At 65.3% G+C, this 12,653-nt stretch carries 16 protein-coding genes; 2 read left to right on the top strand and 14 right to left on the bottom strand.

Annotation, left to right across the window (positions count from 1 at the left end; all coding sequences use genetic code 11):
- Positions 1-10 precede the first annotated feature (10 nt).
- The 12 genes from WJ542_RS03115 to WJ542_RS03060 form a co-directional block, all read right to left on the bottom strand.
- Positions 11-388, bottom strand: a complete 378-nt coding sequence (locus tag WJ542_RS03115) for a helix-turn-helix domain-containing protein (protein ID WP_150562047.1) — start codon at positions 386-388, stop codon at positions 11-13.
- 92 nt (positions 389-480) lie between these two features.
- Positions 481-891 carry a hypothetical protein gene (locus tag WJ542_RS03110; RefSeq protein ID WP_150562046.1) on the bottom strand — a complete coding sequence of 137 codons (411 nt, stop codon included), beginning with the start codon at positions 889-891 and terminating at the stop codon, positions 481-483.
- 95 nt (positions 892-986) lie between these two features.
- Positions 987-1,205, bottom strand: coding sequence for a hypothetical protein (locus WJ542_RS03105; protein WP_060715251.1), 219 nt, complete (start codon positions 1,203-1,205; stop codon positions 987-989).
- Positions 1,206-1,538: 333 nt separating this feature from the next.
- Complete coding sequence (locus tag WJ542_RS03100; RefSeq protein WP_150562045.1) at positions 1,539-3,254, bottom strand: integrase repeat-containing protein; 1,716 nt, start codon at positions 3,252-3,254, stop codon at positions 1,539-1,541.
- Complete coding sequence (locus WJ542_RS03095; RefSeq protein WP_411187748.1) at positions 3,190-4,479, bottom strand: ankyrin repeat domain-containing protein; 1,290 nt, start codon at positions 4,477-4,479, stop codon at positions 3,190-3,192. The genes WJ542_RS03100 and WJ542_RS03095 overlap by 65 nt, the downstream gene beginning before the upstream one ends.
- A gap of 13 nt (positions 4,480-4,492) precedes the next feature.
- Positions 4,493-5,527 (bottom strand): glycoside hydrolase family 3 N-terminal domain-containing protein, encoded by a 1,035-nt coding sequence (locus tag WJ542_RS03090; RefSeq protein ID WP_411187746.1) that lies wholly within the window; start codon positions 5,525-5,527, stop codon positions 4,493-4,495.
- Positions 5,524-5,874 (bottom strand): hypothetical protein, encoded by a 351-nt coding sequence (locus WJ542_RS03085; RefSeq protein ID WP_411187744.1) that lies wholly within the window; start codon positions 5,872-5,874, stop codon positions 5,524-5,526. Before WJ542_RS03085 ends, WJ542_RS03090 begins: the two co-directional genes overlap by 4 nt.
- Positions 5,871-6,248 (bottom strand): hypothetical protein, encoded by a 378-nt coding sequence (locus WJ542_RS03080; protein WP_411187742.1) that lies wholly within the window; start codon positions 6,246-6,248, stop codon positions 5,871-5,873. Before WJ542_RS03080 ends, WJ542_RS03085 begins: the two co-directional genes overlap by 4 nt.
- 8 nt (positions 6,249-6,256) lie before the next feature.
- On the bottom strand, positions 6,257-6,514 hold the full coding sequence (locus WJ542_RS03075) for a hypothetical protein (protein WP_321951576.1): 258 nt from the start codon (positions 6,512-6,514) through the stop codon (positions 6,257-6,259).
- An 8-nt stretch (positions 6,515-6,522) separates the two neighbouring features.
- The gene (locus tag WJ542_RS03070; RefSeq protein ID WP_321951574.1) at positions 6,523-6,882 is read right to left on the bottom strand and encodes a hypothetical protein; all 360 of its coding nucleotides are present in this window, start codon (positions 6,880-6,882) and stop codon (positions 6,523-6,525) included.
- Between the two features lie 325 nt (positions 6,883-7,207).
- The gene (locus tag WJ542_RS03065; RefSeq protein ID WP_411187740.1) at positions 7,208-9,781 is read right to left on the bottom strand and encodes a DotA/TraY family protein; all 2,574 of its coding nucleotides are present in this window, start codon (positions 9,779-9,781) and stop codon (positions 7,208-7,210) included.
- A gap of 191 nt (positions 9,782-9,972) precedes the next feature.
- Positions 9,973-10,392: a hypothetical protein gene (locus WJ542_RS03060; RefSeq protein ID WP_321951571.1), complete on the bottom strand. Its 420-nt coding sequence runs from the start codon at positions 10,390-10,392 to the stop codon at positions 9,973-9,975.
- Positions 10,393-11,034: 642 nt separating this feature from the next.
- Here WJ542_RS03060 and WJ542_RS03055 point away from each other — a divergent pair.
- Complete coding sequence (locus tag WJ542_RS03055) at positions 11,035-11,634, top strand: ParA family protein (RefSeq protein ID WP_411187738.1); 600 nt, start codon at positions 11,035-11,037, stop codon at positions 11,632-11,634.
- A 24-nt stretch (positions 11,635-11,658) separates the two neighbouring features.
- Complete coding sequence (locus tag WJ542_RS03050; RefSeq protein ID WP_411187736.1) at positions 11,659-12,015, top strand: hypothetical protein; 357 nt, start codon at positions 11,659-11,661, stop codon at positions 12,013-12,015.
- A 101-nt stretch (positions 12,016-12,116) separates the two neighbouring features.
- On the opposite strand, the gene WJ542_RS03045 is transcribed toward WJ542_RS03050, so the two are convergent.
- Positions 12,117-12,392 (bottom strand): type II toxin-antitoxin system RelE/ParE family toxin, encoded by a 276-nt coding sequence (locus WJ542_RS03045; protein ID WP_411187734.1) that lies wholly within the window; start codon positions 12,390-12,392, stop codon positions 12,117-12,119.
- On the bottom strand, positions 12,379-12,573 hold the full coding sequence (gene relB / locus WJ542_RS03040) for a type II toxin-antitoxin system RelB family antitoxin (RefSeq protein ID WP_411187732.1): 195 nt from the start codon (positions 12,571-12,573) through the stop codon (positions 12,379-12,381). Before relB ends, WJ542_RS03045 begins: the two co-directional genes overlap by 14 nt.
- Positions 12,574-12,653: the final 80 nt, after the last annotated feature.

Genomic DNA, 12,653 nt, shown 5'->3' with positions numbered 1-12,653 from the left:
TGAGTCGTCGTCAAGCCCGCTTCGCCTTCCTCGCCCGTCGTTGTTCGGCCAAGGCTTCAACGTCCGCACGATTCAGGCGAGGCCGGCCGTGCTCGTCGAGCACGACGGTGAGCCGTCCGGCCTCGATCGCCCGTGTGATGCTCGAGCGGTTCGCGTAACCGATCAGCCGCCAGGCATCGGAGAACGAGAGAAGCGGGCCGGTCGGCGGTGCGTGCTTCGCCGCCTGCCAGGCGTGCAGGTCGGCCGGCGCGAACCGGCGCACGCCGTTGACGACCACAAACGGAAGGTCGCCGGATCGTGCGGCCAGAGAAACGGTGGCGATGCCCCGGCCCGTGAGCGCGGCGGCCTGTGTGGCGGTCACGCGGCCGGCGGTGGGCGTGGTGATCATGCTTTGGGCTCCCAGGTTTCGGGACTGAGTTGGTCCCGGTACTGAAAAACCGGCCCTTTGCGGACCGGCCCGTGGGAGCATCGGCGAATCGCTTACGCGAAGCGGTAGCCGCCGGCTTTCTCCTTTTTGCCGCTCTGATGCCGCAGGACGTTCGGCGCGATGGCCTCGGCCAGGTTGAGCGCGCGGCGGATGGCGACGCCTTCGCCGCGGAACGCACGCGGGTCATACTCGATCGCCACGAACTGGTCGAACTGCGCTTCGGTGATTTCCGACACCGTGAACTTCTTGCTCGCCGGGTTGTTCGTGACCAGCACGAACATCAGATTTTTCGGATCGTGCGGTGCGTCCTCGACGTAAATCTGGCTGTAGCCGCTCACGTCGATCTGAACCGCCTTTGCGCTCCAGCCGCCCAGCGCGCACGAAAAGCCGGGAGCGGTGGCGACGGCCGATGCCCGTTCGTAAATCGACATGAGGTCCGGTTGGGTTGTGGTGGTCTTTGCCATGATGAACTCCGTTCAGTGATCAGCACCGGGACGGCGCTGGTACCGCCCCGACCCGCACGTGAGGCGGGCACTGATGGAGCGTTGGCGGGGCGGGCTTATTTCATGTCGATCCATTCGCCCGTGTCCGGGTCTTGCCGTTGTTCGACCTCGACGACGTAGCCGTTCTCGTCAACGTCGGCCTGGGTCATCATCGGTTCTCCGAGCGTTGCGCGGGCGTCGTCGATGGCTTCGATGCGCGTTTCGCCGTGTCCGGCCACGACCTCGTTGTGACCGACGAAACGAAACACGGTGCGGGTTGCGATGGTTGCTTGCATGATGGTCTCCTTGGGTTTGAGTGGCGTTGCGTATGCGCTGCCTACACCTTCAGTCTCTCGTACCGCTGGATAAATGCAATACTTTTTAGCGCCGAACGACTTATATATTTTTGCCACTAACACCGATTGTTACGGCGACGGTTACGCGGCCGTAAAGAGCCCGGCCGTGGCCCGTGGTGACTGGCGCCAGCGGGTCGCCCGGCGCGGATACGCGCCCGTTTTGTGGGGTTGGTTTTGTGCGCAGGCGATGGTTGTGCGCGCACCCATGCAAGACAAAACGAGGCGCTTGCGCGCCCCGTCGATCCGCCTGCGGCCTTGGTCGCGACGGTGTGGTTACGCGGCCATCGGCATCACGAACGCGGGATCGTTCGCTGGCAACAGCACGGGCGTGCGGTCCGTGGGCTTGGTGAGGCGGATGACGTACAGATTGGTCGGCCGCTTGAGTCGTGGTTGACCGCCAGGTTTTCGTCCTGTGCCAAGAAAGTTGCCCCAGTTCGTCCACTCGTCACGGTAAACGGGTTCAGGCTTCTTCGGAATGTTGATGGGGAACGACGCATCTTTACACCGCTCATACCAAAGGCGTTGCGATGCGATGCCTTCTCGCTGCGCCCACGCGCTGGCGTCGCTGTACGATCGGAACGGTGGTGCGTTCGGGTGCCTGTTCGGCTTCCGTCCTGTGCCAAGGAAAGCGCCCCAGCCGTTCCACTCGCTCTTGTAAATCTTTTGAGGATTCGCAGGCACGTATTTCGGCAAACAACCTTTCACCGAACGATCCTTCCATGCTTCAGCGGTTTGGATACCTTCCGCGCGAGCCCAGGCGGCGGCCTCGTCGTACGAGCACCACGTCCCACGGTAGAGTCGCCCTGTGCCCAGAAATGTGCCCCAATCCTTCCAGTCACCCTTGTAGGTTCTCGCCGGTTTCACCGGAATGTCGGCTGGGAGATCGCCTCGTCGGCACCGGGCTATCCAGTCGTCAAAGGTCTTGATTCCCTCGGCTTGCGCCCACGTTGCTGCCTCCTCGTACGACCTCCAACTGTGCGTCGCGATCGCACAAAATGCAGACGGGTCCATCGGCTTACCAAGGGCTTGCTCGATCTTGTCCAGTAGGCCGTCGTTCAGCAATCGCCCGTCGCGGATCAAGCAAGCAAGGTGACGTAAAACAGCGTGGACCACTCGCCCGTAGTTGCCCTCCGGTCGATCCACCTGAAGGTCAAGCGTTGGATCGAGAAGTCCGAGCGGTGCTTCGCGAACGCGTACCACCGTCCAGCCGGCTTTGTTCAGCCGCCGTACTTGGCGCCGATCCTTCGTTTGCGTTTCTTGATGCCAGTAGGAGCCGTCGTATTCAATGGCAAGCCGTCGGCTCCGGTCGATCAGGTCAACCTGGATTTTTCGCCCGCCATCGCCAGGGTCAATCGTCGCACGGCGGGTTTGGTCGAGGATCAGCACCGATCCAAGGCCGTGCGCCAGCGCCAACTCGATCATGGATCGCCCCCTGATCATGCTGGTGTTGAGAAAACCGGGCCATCCGCCGTTAGACTTGAACTCGTCACCATAGACCTTGAAGGGGTCTGCCGGGATGTTGGCCGGAAAGTCCTTCCGCGCCATCCAGGCCGCCCCCGTTTTGATTCCCTCGGCTTGTCCCCAAGCCGCCGCCTCGTGGTACGAGCACCACGCCCCACGGTAGCGTCGCCCTGTGCCCAAAAACGTGCCCCAACCCTTCCATTCGCCTTTGTAGATTTGATACGGTGCCGCTGGAAGATCGGCGGGAAGTTCCTTGCGCAGCGAACGCAACCGCCACTGGGCCATCGTCCTGATGCCTTCCTCTTGCGCCCACGCGCTCGCATCGCCATAAGGCCGAAACGTCCGCTTTGCCATGCCGCTCTCCCGCTGATTTTCCTCCCCTGTACCTACCAGGCGGAGCATCTTTAGCAAGAAAGCCAGCCAGCAAAAAAGCCCGGTTTCCCGGGCTTTTTCCAACGCATCGTCACGCGCGGCCTGCGCCTCGTGCTGCGCGCAGCAGGTCGCGGGTTTCGTCGGCGACTTCGGCAAGACCGACGGCCTCGCGAGCGCCAGCCAGCAGGCGGCGGGTGTCGTCGTCGGCCTGCTGCCGCGCTGCCACGCCTTTCATGAACGCCTCGTAAAGCACCGGCCGTTTCCGGATGAACGGCCAGGCGTTCGGGCCTTCGTCGTCATCGTCTTCGTCGTACCACCTGTTCTCAAGGTGCGGGTCCGCGCCCCAGCGTGCCAGCAGTTCGATCCGCTCGGGCCATTCGTGGTCGTCGCCGTCGCCACCGCCTTCGTCGGCGTACTGCTCGACTTGCCGCATCAGCGTCGCGATGATCGTCCGGCCGTGGTACTGCGCGTTCGGGTCCGCGCCAAGCGTGAGAAGCCACGACACTTGATCCAGTCGCCCGCGCAACACCGCGATGCCCAAGGGCTTACCGCTACCGTTGTGACCGTTCACGTCCGCACCTTCGGCGATCAGGCGATGGAACGCACCGCCCCAGTGCTTGTTGATCGAGCGGCAAAGTTCGCGTTCAAGGCGCCGGCCCTCGGCGTCGGTGTGCCGCTTCACGAGCGCGACCGGCCGCGGCTTCTTGACGGGCTTCATGCCGGCCCAGCGCTGCACCCACGCCTGCACCGCGGGCACGTTGGGCACGTTGTCCGACTCCGCGTCGCCGTCGGTCGGGTCGTCCGGCCCGTTCAGCGAGTCGAAGAGGTCACCGAACTCGGGGCCGATCTCGCGCCGCTGCTCGTAAGCCGCGATCGCTTCGTGATCGTCGGCGTCGATGTACAGCGGGGCCGGGCCGACGCTCCACGTCATTTCTTCGCGAAGTGCGTCGAGCCTCTCTTCTTCGATCCGCGCGAAGTGACGCCGCGTGTACGCTCGCTCCTCGCCTTCCCGTTTCTGCTGCACGTCGCTGCGCCAGCCCATCGCTTCCCCGATCACGCTCTCCATCTTCACGCGATGCCGGTTCCAACGCTTATCGATCAGCACAACGATCGTGAGCATCAAGGCCACGGTGGTCACGACCACCGGCAGGATCAGCCATTTTGAAAGCGACGGTTCGATGCAATCGAGGCCGGCGAGCACCGCGACCTCGGCGACCGCACCGACCAATAGCCAGGTCGCCGCGCGGCGGCCGTGGCGCATAGCCCGGTCGGTGAAACGGTCGAGCGCAACGTCCGAGTCGAGCGCATGGTCCTCGTCGTCGTCCAGGTCGTCGTCGTCCTCGTCGTGCAGGTCATACTGTTCGTCGTTCATCGTGCTCATGGTGGACTCCGGTTCAGTGCGCCGCGCCTGCTGGCGCGAGCGTGAGGTTCAGAAGCCCGTCGGGCGACGGGGTGCGTCGGGCGATGGCCGCAGCCTTGAACGCGGCCACGCGGTCGAGCCGGTCGCGCATCACCGCCGGGTCGAGGGCGCCGGATTGCAACGCGGCGAGGATCAGCGGGATCGCTTCATCGACCTGCCGCGGTTGCGGCAGCAGGATCACGTCGGCACCGGCCTGCAACGCCTGCACGACGGCCTGCGGGCGGTTCGAGATTTCCCACAAGGCGTCGGTCATGACCAGGCCGTGAAAGCCGGCCGCGCGCAAGCGCCGGACGTACACCGGATCGAGCACCGCGGGCACCGGCGACACGCCGGGGTAGACGCGGTTGCTCATCATGACGAGCGGGGCCGCGTTCACCGGGAACGCGTCGGCCATGCGCCACACGTCCGCCGCTGAACCGGGGCAGTTTTCGACCTCGTGGCTGCCTTTGCGCAACTGGTAGCCGGGGAGCGAGGCCACGGGCTTGCACGAGGCGAGTTTGCCCGGGTAGTGCTTCAACACCGGAGCGATGCCGGCGACGGTCATGGCCTGCGCGAAGCGCGCGGCGATCGTCGCGGCCTGCTGCGGGTCGTTGCTGTAACTGCGCTGCGCGTCCTGCACCTCGGCCACCGGCGCGTTGTCGATGTCCACGCAACTGTTCGCTAGAGCGTCGCCGGCCCGCTTCACTTGCGCCGTGAACTCGCTGGCCGTCATGCGGGGTACGTCCCACGGTGCGGGCGGGGCCTCCACGTTTTTCAGGTCGCGCACGATGCCGCCCTCTTGATCCGTGAGGATCAGGGCGGACGGATGGGCCTTGCGCAGGTCGCACGCGAGCATCGGTCGCGCGTCGAACTGGTTTCGGATCAGCAGCGCGCCGAACTCGTTCGTGAGCGGCGGGTTCTCGACGACGAACAACGAACGCAGGTCGCTGGCCGTGGGCAGCGGTGCCGCTACGGCCAGCATGGGCGCCGCGAGCAACGCCGTGATGATCGTGTTGAGAACGCGGTTCATAAGCCGTGCGCCAGGCTGTCAACGATGGCCGCGGCCGGTACAAGCGCAGGCGCGTCGAGCAGCATACCGGCGACGCGGGCGCGGATCGCCACGTCGAGCAAGCGTTGCTTCACGTCGCCGCGCGGGGCGGTTTCGAGCGCGGTGCGGGCGGTGGTCACCTGGTCGAGCAGCCACGCCCGCACGTCGGGCTTGGCGTTGACGCGCGCACCGGCGGCCTGCACGGCGTCGAGCGCATGACGTGCGGCCATTGATTGGTCGATGGTCAGCGTGTCGGCGTGGGCCAGGTTGCACACGAGCGCGGTGGTGATGGTGATGGCGAGGGTGGTTCGGACGGTGCGCATGGTCATGCCTCGATGCTGTTGAGGTCGTGCAGGTCGTTGAGCATCGCCCGCCACACCGGCGACGGACTTTCGATGCCGTCGTGGTCGGGCAGCAGGCGCGCGAGGCGGTACGCTTCGTCTTGCGCCGCGAAGTGAGCCCGGGCGCCGGCCACGTGCGCGTCCCAGGCGGCCAGCGCGCTGCGCACGCTGGGAGCGTCGGCCGGGGCAGGTTCAGCGGTGAGCCTGCTGCGGACGCGGTTGCGGGCTTGTTCGGTGAGCGCGATGTGCTTGCGAACGCGCAGCGCGGCGATGCGCGTCTCGTGGCGATTGCGAGCGGCGCGGTCGGTCGAGTACGCCAGGTCGAAACGGTCGTCGGGAAAAGCGGTGCTGATGTCGAACATGGCCGGCCTCACTTCGTGGTCTTGCGAGCGGCCAGGCGCTCGATCGCGTCGGCTGCGAGGTTGAACTGCGAGCGTTTGGCGAGGTAGAACCGCGCGGCCACGCCGACGCTCACGGCGGCGGCGATCCAGTGGCCCGGCGCCTGGTCGGCCGGTCCGCGCAGCGCGTCGGCGATTTGCCAGGCGCCGATCGAGGCCATGATGATGAACAGGCCGAGCCGCACGTGCTTGATCAGGTCGGCGATGCTGGGAAGGCTGGGGATGCGCATGGCGGACCTCATTTCGTCTTGCTCGACGGGAGCAGTTGCACGCGCTCGTCGCCGATGGCCGCACGGACGAACCCGAACGGCGACGGGAGCCAGTCGCTCGGACGGCGCAGCAGTTCGATCGGGCGGCCTTCGGTTGCGCGTTGACGCATGAGGTTCGCGCGGAACGAACCGCTGAACCACACCGCCGCGGTGAACGCTGCGACGCCCAGGCGGCCCAGCAAACCGGACCAATGGCCGTCGAGGGTTTCGAGAACGCCAAGCGTGAGGTTGGCGATGAACGCGATGGCGCCGATGTGGGCCACGGCGGTTTGCATGAGGTACGCGCGGTTGGCGGTGCGCTCGGTGAGGTGGTGGTCGAGGCGTTGCATGTGGTGTGCTCCGGTTGGTTTTGGCGTTAGTGCTAACGCCACAAACCACCCTCTCTCTAGAGAGGGCTCGTGTCAAACGGGCACGGGCCGTTACGTTTTACCCCTTGTTTTAGGGGGGTTTCTGCACGCGATGCTGGATCGGTCGAGCCGTTGCCTTCAGGTTTTTCTCGGGCGCTCACGCGAAACACCCCGGTGCGCTTGCGCGCCCCGCTGCTGCCTTCGGCCCAGGTCGCGAATCCCTGGGACAACGAAAAACGGGCGGCTTGTGGCCGCCCGTTGTGCTGGTCATCGCACCGCCGCTCACGCGGTGCCGCTGTCCTCCTTCTTACCGTCCTTCTCGCCGTCCTGCTGCGCCGTCCTGCTGCTTTTCAGCCTCGGCCGCGTGCTCGGTGGGCTCGACCAGGCGCTCGCGGATCGCGGCTGCGCGTTCCATGTTCGCGGCCAGGCTTTTCGCCAGGTCCGCACGGCTTGCGGTGGCCGCGTCCTGCGAACTGCCCGACGCTGCCCGTTCGGGGCTGGCCGTGGCCGGCGCCTCGGCCTTGCTGGAGCCTGCGCTGCCCGCTTGCACCGCCGGCTTGCCCGCGTCACCGCCCGCGGCTGCGCTGGCCTTGGCGTCTTTCAGCGTCGTGGGCTCCGCGGGCAGGTCGCCGCGACCGCCGGTGGGCGGCGTCGTACCGCCCTTCGGGACCGGGATCGTCGTACCGCCATCGCCCCGCTCGGATTGGCCGCCGACCTCGCGTTCGCGCGCCTGCTTCATGCCGGCCAGTTTGCTGCGCAACGCATCCGCGCCCTTTGCCGCACCTGCGGCGGCCGATCCGAGCGCCGCGCCCGCGGCACCCGCGCCGGCCGTGCTCGCGGCGTTGGCACCGCGTCCCATTTCTTCAACGTGGCCGCCCAGCACCGCGCCGTGGCCGCCACCGATCCAGTCCAGAACGTTGTCGGGCACGCTCGTGATGAGTTTCAGGCAGAAGCGCACACACTGGAACAGGAACATCATGAACAGGATCGCGCCTCCGATCATGCGCACGAGTTCAAACAGGCCACCGCCGCCGCCCGTCGCGCCCCAAGCCACGCCGAACATGGTGTTGGCGAACAGCCCGATCGGCTGCATGAGGATGTAAGCGCCGCACACGCCCAAGGTCATCAAGGCCGGCCGCAGGGTGAGGCTCAACAGCATCATCAGCCCTTGCTTTTGCGAGCCGACGCCATCCGTGCCGTGGTTCGGCGACAGGAACGTGATCATCCAAAGCGGCGCGGCCACCAGACTCTCGAACAGCATGACGAGCCAGCCAAAGGCGGCCAGGGCCACAGCGAAGAACGGCATCATCGGCAACACGAAGCAGAGCATGAACGCGGGGACGAGCAGGCACGACGCGATGAACGTGAACAGACCGCCGAACAGCGCCGATGCGGCGACCACAACCTGGCCGGCGGCCGGAATGGCGGCCAGCCCCATGACGCCCGCGGCGGCGACGCCAGCGCTCTGCACCGTCGTGATCAGCCCCTGCCCCACGTCGTACGCGCGCATCATCGGGTCTTCGTTCGGATCGGTCACGGCGGTGAAGCCTTGGCCGGCGAACACGTTGATGATCTTCGAGAACTTGTCCTCGCCACCACCGCCGCCATGCTTGGCCGCGGCCTGGGTGTTCGCCGCGTCGAGCAGCGATTGCGCGTGCTTCACGTCCGAGTCGGTCTGGTTGTCGAAAAGGCCCATCAGGCCCACCTTGCCGGCGGTCATCCCGTCCACGGCCGTCGGCACGTTCGAGACCGACGCGTTCACGTCCGATTTCATGCGACCCAAGGCCGCGTACTCGGCTCCCGAGACCACGAACCCATCTGCGCCGAGACTGGACGCCAGTTGGCCGTTGCCCATCGCGGCGGCGAACGCCGCGTTGGCCTTGGCGCTCACCGTGGTCTCGTAGGCTTTTACAGCGGCGTCGATCGCCGCGTTGACCGTGGCCGGTGCGAGCGCGCCGTTGCCCGCGGTACCCACCATCTGCTTGGCGAGGTTGTCTGCAGCGTTCTGCATCGTTTTCAGCGCATCGACGTGCGCCGACTCGATCGCGCTCGTCGCGGGGGCCGCGTTGAGCCAGGCCGTGGCGGTCTGCAGCCCGGCGCCGTTGGTGTTCGACGTGCTGGCCGTGGTGCCTTTCAGTGTGGCGGTCACGGTGCCGCACGCGGCGTACGTCGAACCGTCACCGGTCCGCCCGAAGTTGTAGCCGACCGTTCCCGCACCGTTGGGGTCGAGGTCGCTGAACCACGTTGCGCCGACCGACGACGAAATGTCCTGCCCGTTGTTCAACTGGTTGACCGTGGCCTGGTCGTCCGCCGACTCGCTGGCGTACGTGCCGCGCACGCTCTCGTAGCACACGTTGCTCAACACCAGGCTCTCGAACAGTGCCCGCGCTTTCACGTCGAGCACCGGGCTCGTGTACGTCGCCGTTTGCTGCGTCCAGTTCGACAGGTACGTGCTCCACACGCTGTCCGCCAAACCGATGCCGTTCGTCGCGAGCCAAAGCACGATCAGTTGGATCACGCAAAATCCGCCCTTCACCGGCAGGACGAACGCGAGCCCCAGCATCGTGCGGACCGGCATCCACATGCTCGACCATTGCTTGCCCAGCATTTCGCCGTCGTGAGCCGTGGCTGCCGTACCAGCGATCATCACGTACGCCGCGATCAGTCCGCCGAGCGAGAGCATGGCGCTGTTGAAAATCTCAAACAGCGGGCTGAACGGGCTGGCCGATGCGTCCGAGCCAGCGCCAAGCAACGGCATGACGTGGACCATGATCCAGTCGGTCGAGGGCGGCGTGAAGATGTCCGCTGCGTGCGCGTTGCCGCTGAACAGCAACGCGAACAGGGCAAGCGGCCCCGCGAGGGTCTTGAAAAAGCGGCGCATGGAATGGCCTCGAGCAGGTTGTTAAAGAGCAGAAAGCGCAACGGCTATGCCGTTAGCACTAACACCAAGGTCGCTCCAGAAAACCCTTCAGTCAATGCCGGTACGAGGCGTGCCGCGAAAAAAAGCGCCCACGATGGGCGCAAAAAAAGCGGCCGGGGCCGCCTTGCGATGGGACGCGGTGATGTGTGCGATCAGGTTTTCATCGGGTCGAACGCGACGCACAGCCGTATCGCGTTGAGCGGACCAAGGGCCATCCAGGCCAACACCGCGATCGCCGCACCGTAGAGCGCCGATCCGTGGTTCGTGATTTCGTGCCAGCAGAACAGGCCCGCGAGGACGTACAACATCAGCAGAAACAGCAGGCCACCGATGGCACCGTGGCGCACGCGCCCGTCCGGGCTCGCGACGGCGTACACCGTGGTGGCGCCCAGGATGCGCTGCACGCCGAGCGCGACGGGCTCGCCCACGTTCAAATAACTACCAAGCCGCGGCGACACCCGAAGGTTTCGGATTTCGTGGTCGCCGATCTCCGCAACGGAACGGATCGTCCAGCCGTATTGATCAACGCGCCCCTCGCCCAGCAGTTTCAAACGTCCCTCGATCCGTGCCATGTTCCTCTCCGTTCAATGTGCGGTGTGCAGTGCCGTTAGCACTAACGCGGTACCTGGAGTACATCAGGTTCTACGAAAAACTCAAGTTCTCACGTGCTGCGCTTTGGTGGGCCGTGGGGGCGAGGAACCGCGCGACGTTGCTTTGCTGCCTGCCGGTTGCTGGTGCCTGGTCATCGTTTGCCCTCCCGTTCGTTGGTTGTGCGCTTCGGAGCCTGCCGTGACGCATGAACAGGCCAGAACAATCGGCACTGCCAGGGTTCAGAGAAAGCCGCAGCCCGTAGGGACCGGGTGCCGATGAAAGCGGAGCGTGCCCTGGTGGTGACGAGCGGATGGGCTATGCGTCGGGAAACGGCGGCTTTGAGCGCACAACGGGCGGGACGATGCGACCAGGCATCAGCGCGGGAACCGGCAGCAGGGCCGCGCCGTGGTGCGGCCGTGGTGGTGCGTTTGTGTGTTTGTTTGCAGGACGTTCCGGTGCCGACCGGCACCGGCGCGCGGCTTTAGGTACGGTACTCGAACCGTACCCGTTGACAGGTGCCGGGTTGTACGAGAAGTTTGTTTGTATCAAACAAACACACCAACAGACATACAAACGAACCAACGAACGTCCATCCGTCCACTCGTTCTAGAGGAGTACAGATTATGTTGTTTTCATGTTCCGTATGGAGCCCCAAAGGGGGCTGCGGGAAATCGACGATCGCGCTGACGCTGGCCTCGTTCTTCGCTGCTGAAGACACGAGCCGGCGCGTGCTGCTCGTCGATGCGGACGCGCAGCAAAGCGCCCGCACGTGGGAAGCGCAAGCCCGGCAACTGGGCCATGCGCTGCCGTTCGACGTGGCCGCGTCGGACGCTCGCGCGAGTTCGTACGACGTGGTGGTGTATGACCACGCGCCTGGCCTGGCCGGATCGACCTTGAAAGGGCAAGTGATCCTGATGCCGGTGCTTCCGTCGTTTTTCGATGCGGCCAGCACGATCCGCGGCGAGGCCGATCTGCGCAGCAAGGGCCAGCGCGTGATGATGCTGCCGAATCGCGTGGAAACGAGCCATGCGAGCGACGTGGCCTTCCTCACTGGTTTCGTAGGCAAGCCGTACATCAAAAAGCGCAAAGCGGCCTACCAGGCGACCGTGGCCCGCGGGCTCACGCTCTACGGCGCGGACAAGTCCGGCATTCGTGGCTTGAAAGAAGCCCGCGCCGAGTTCGAGAACGTTGTTCACGCCTTGGTCGATCTGGCCGCCGCCTAACCCTTTCTACCTTCGGAGACTCACATGGAAAACCGTAACTCTCTCGCCCGCCTGGCCGGCAAGCCGGAACAGAACCTGATGGCCGCCGCGGCGCAAGTCAGTGTGGCCTTTGCGCCTGCTGCCGAACCGACGGAGCGGCCGTACTTCAACCTGCGCACCGCCGACCGGGCGACCGGCGACAAGGTGGTGACGTGCAAGGCCACGATCGGCGGGCGCGATGCCGCGGCGACGCAAGTGCGAATCCCGCACGCGCTGCGCGACAAACTGGACAAGTACACCAGCGGGCCGGCGACGGTCGTGCTGGTGGCCCTGGCCGATGCTATGCTCGATCAGTTGCTGGCCGAGGGCAAAGCGCTGCACGTCGGGAACGCCGACAAGTGAGCGTCGGTGGTGAACGTAAAAAAGCCCCTGAAACAGGGGCTTTTCTGTTGGTGCGTTTGTTTGTTGATACATACAAACAAACGCTCAAATCAAGCATCAAATCACGGGTATTGCTGCCGGGCGTGCACGACGTTCACGATTTCGATGTGCGCGGGCTGAACCCGGTAGATCACGATGTAGTTCGGATGGACCACGATTTCCCGGGTTCCGGCGACACGACCCAAGCGGTACAGGTAGGGGTGCGCGGGGAGGTTCGAGGTGGCCTGCTCGATGTCGTTCGCCAGGTCGTCGGCCGCGAAAACGTTCAGTTCAGCGATGTCCGCGAGGATTTTGTATAACCTGAACCGCGCCCGGGGCCGCCACTCAACGGGCAGCATTCTTGCGGGCCTTGCGTTCGGCCAGCATGGCCCGCACGTCGCCCATCACCTCGTCGTGCGGGACATTTGGGGCCGGATCGTCGAGCGACGCCTGGACTTCCGCACGAAGCCAGCGGTCGTACGCTTCGGCCTCATCGGCCGTGGCGAACTCTGATTCGATGGGTGAAAGGATCGCGTTCATGGGGCTAGTTTACTCCCTGGTTGATGGCCGCGCCTGGGAAAAGTTCGCGGCCGGTGGTGGATGGGGCGCGGTGCGCCCCG

It is taken from the genome of Paraburkholderia yinzeri, assembly GCF_046581065.1.
In the GTDB taxonomy this organism is placed as follows: Bacteria; Pseudomonadota; Gammaproteobacteria; order Burkholderiales; family Burkholderiaceae; genus Paraburkholderia.
This window is presented reverse-complemented; position numbering and strand designations above follow the sequence as displayed.

What these genes read in the sequence shown, in the direction of transcription:
- WJ542_RS03115 (WP_150562047.1), bottom strand. Translation starts at nt 388, where the DNA reads ATGATCACCACGCCCACCGCCGGCCGCGTGACCGCCACACAGGCCGCC.
- WJ542_RS03110 (WP_150562046.1), bottom strand. Translation starts at nt 891, where the DNA reads ATGGCAAAGACCACCACAACCCAACCGGACCTCATGTCGATTTACGAA.
- WJ542_RS03105 (WP_060715251.1), bottom strand. Translation starts at nt 1,205, where the DNA reads ATGCAAGCAACCATCGCAACCCGCACCGTGTTTCGTTTCGTCGGTCAC.
- WJ542_RS03095 (WP_411187748.1), bottom strand. Translation starts at nt 4,479, where the DNA reads ATGAGCACGATGAACGACGAACAGTATGACCTGCACGACGAGGACGAC.
- WJ542_RS03090 (WP_411187746.1), bottom strand. Translation starts at nt 5,527, where the DNA reads ATGAACCGCGTTCTCAACACGATCATCACGGCGTTGCTCGCGGCGCCC.
- WJ542_RS03085 (WP_411187744.1), bottom strand. Translation starts at nt 5,874, where the DNA reads ATGACCATGCGCACCGTCCGAACCACCCTCGCCATCACCATCACCACC.
- WJ542_RS03080 (WP_411187742.1), bottom strand. Translation starts at nt 6,248, where the DNA reads ATGTTCGACATCAGCACCGCTTTTCCCGACGACCGTTTCGACCTGGCG.
- WJ542_RS03075 (WP_321951576.1), bottom strand. Translation starts at nt 6,514, where the DNA reads ATGCGCATCCCCAGCCTTCCCAGCATCGCCGACCTGATCAAGCACGTG.
- WJ542_RS03070 (WP_321951574.1), bottom strand. Translation starts at nt 6,882, where the DNA reads ATGCAACGCCTCGACCACCACCTCACCGAGCGCACCGCCAACCGCGCG.
- WJ542_RS03065 (WP_411187740.1), bottom strand. Translation starts at nt 9,781, where the DNA reads ATGCGCCGCTTTTTCAAGACCCTCGCGGGGCCGCTTGCCCTGTTCGCG.
- WJ542_RS03060 (WP_321951571.1), bottom strand. Translation starts at nt 10,392, where the DNA reads ATGGCACGGATCGAGGGACGTTTGAAACTGCTGGGCGAGGGGCGCGTT.
- WJ542_RS03055 (WP_411187738.1), top strand. Translation starts at nt 11,035, where the DNA reads ATGTTGTTTTCATGTTCCGTATGGAGCCCCAAAGGGGGCTGCGGGAAA.
- WJ542_RS03050 (WP_411187736.1), top strand. Translation starts at nt 11,659, where the DNA reads ATGGAAAACCGTAACTCTCTCGCCCGCCTGGCCGGCAAGCCGGAACAG.
- WJ542_RS03045 (WP_411187734.1), bottom strand. Translation starts at nt 12,392, where the DNA reads ATGCTGCCCGTTGAGTGGCGGCCCCGGGCGCGGTTCAGGTTATACAAA.
- relB (WP_411187732.1), bottom strand. Translation starts at nt 12,573, where the DNA reads ATGAACGCGATCCTTTCACCCATCGAATCAGAGTTCGCCACGGCCGAT.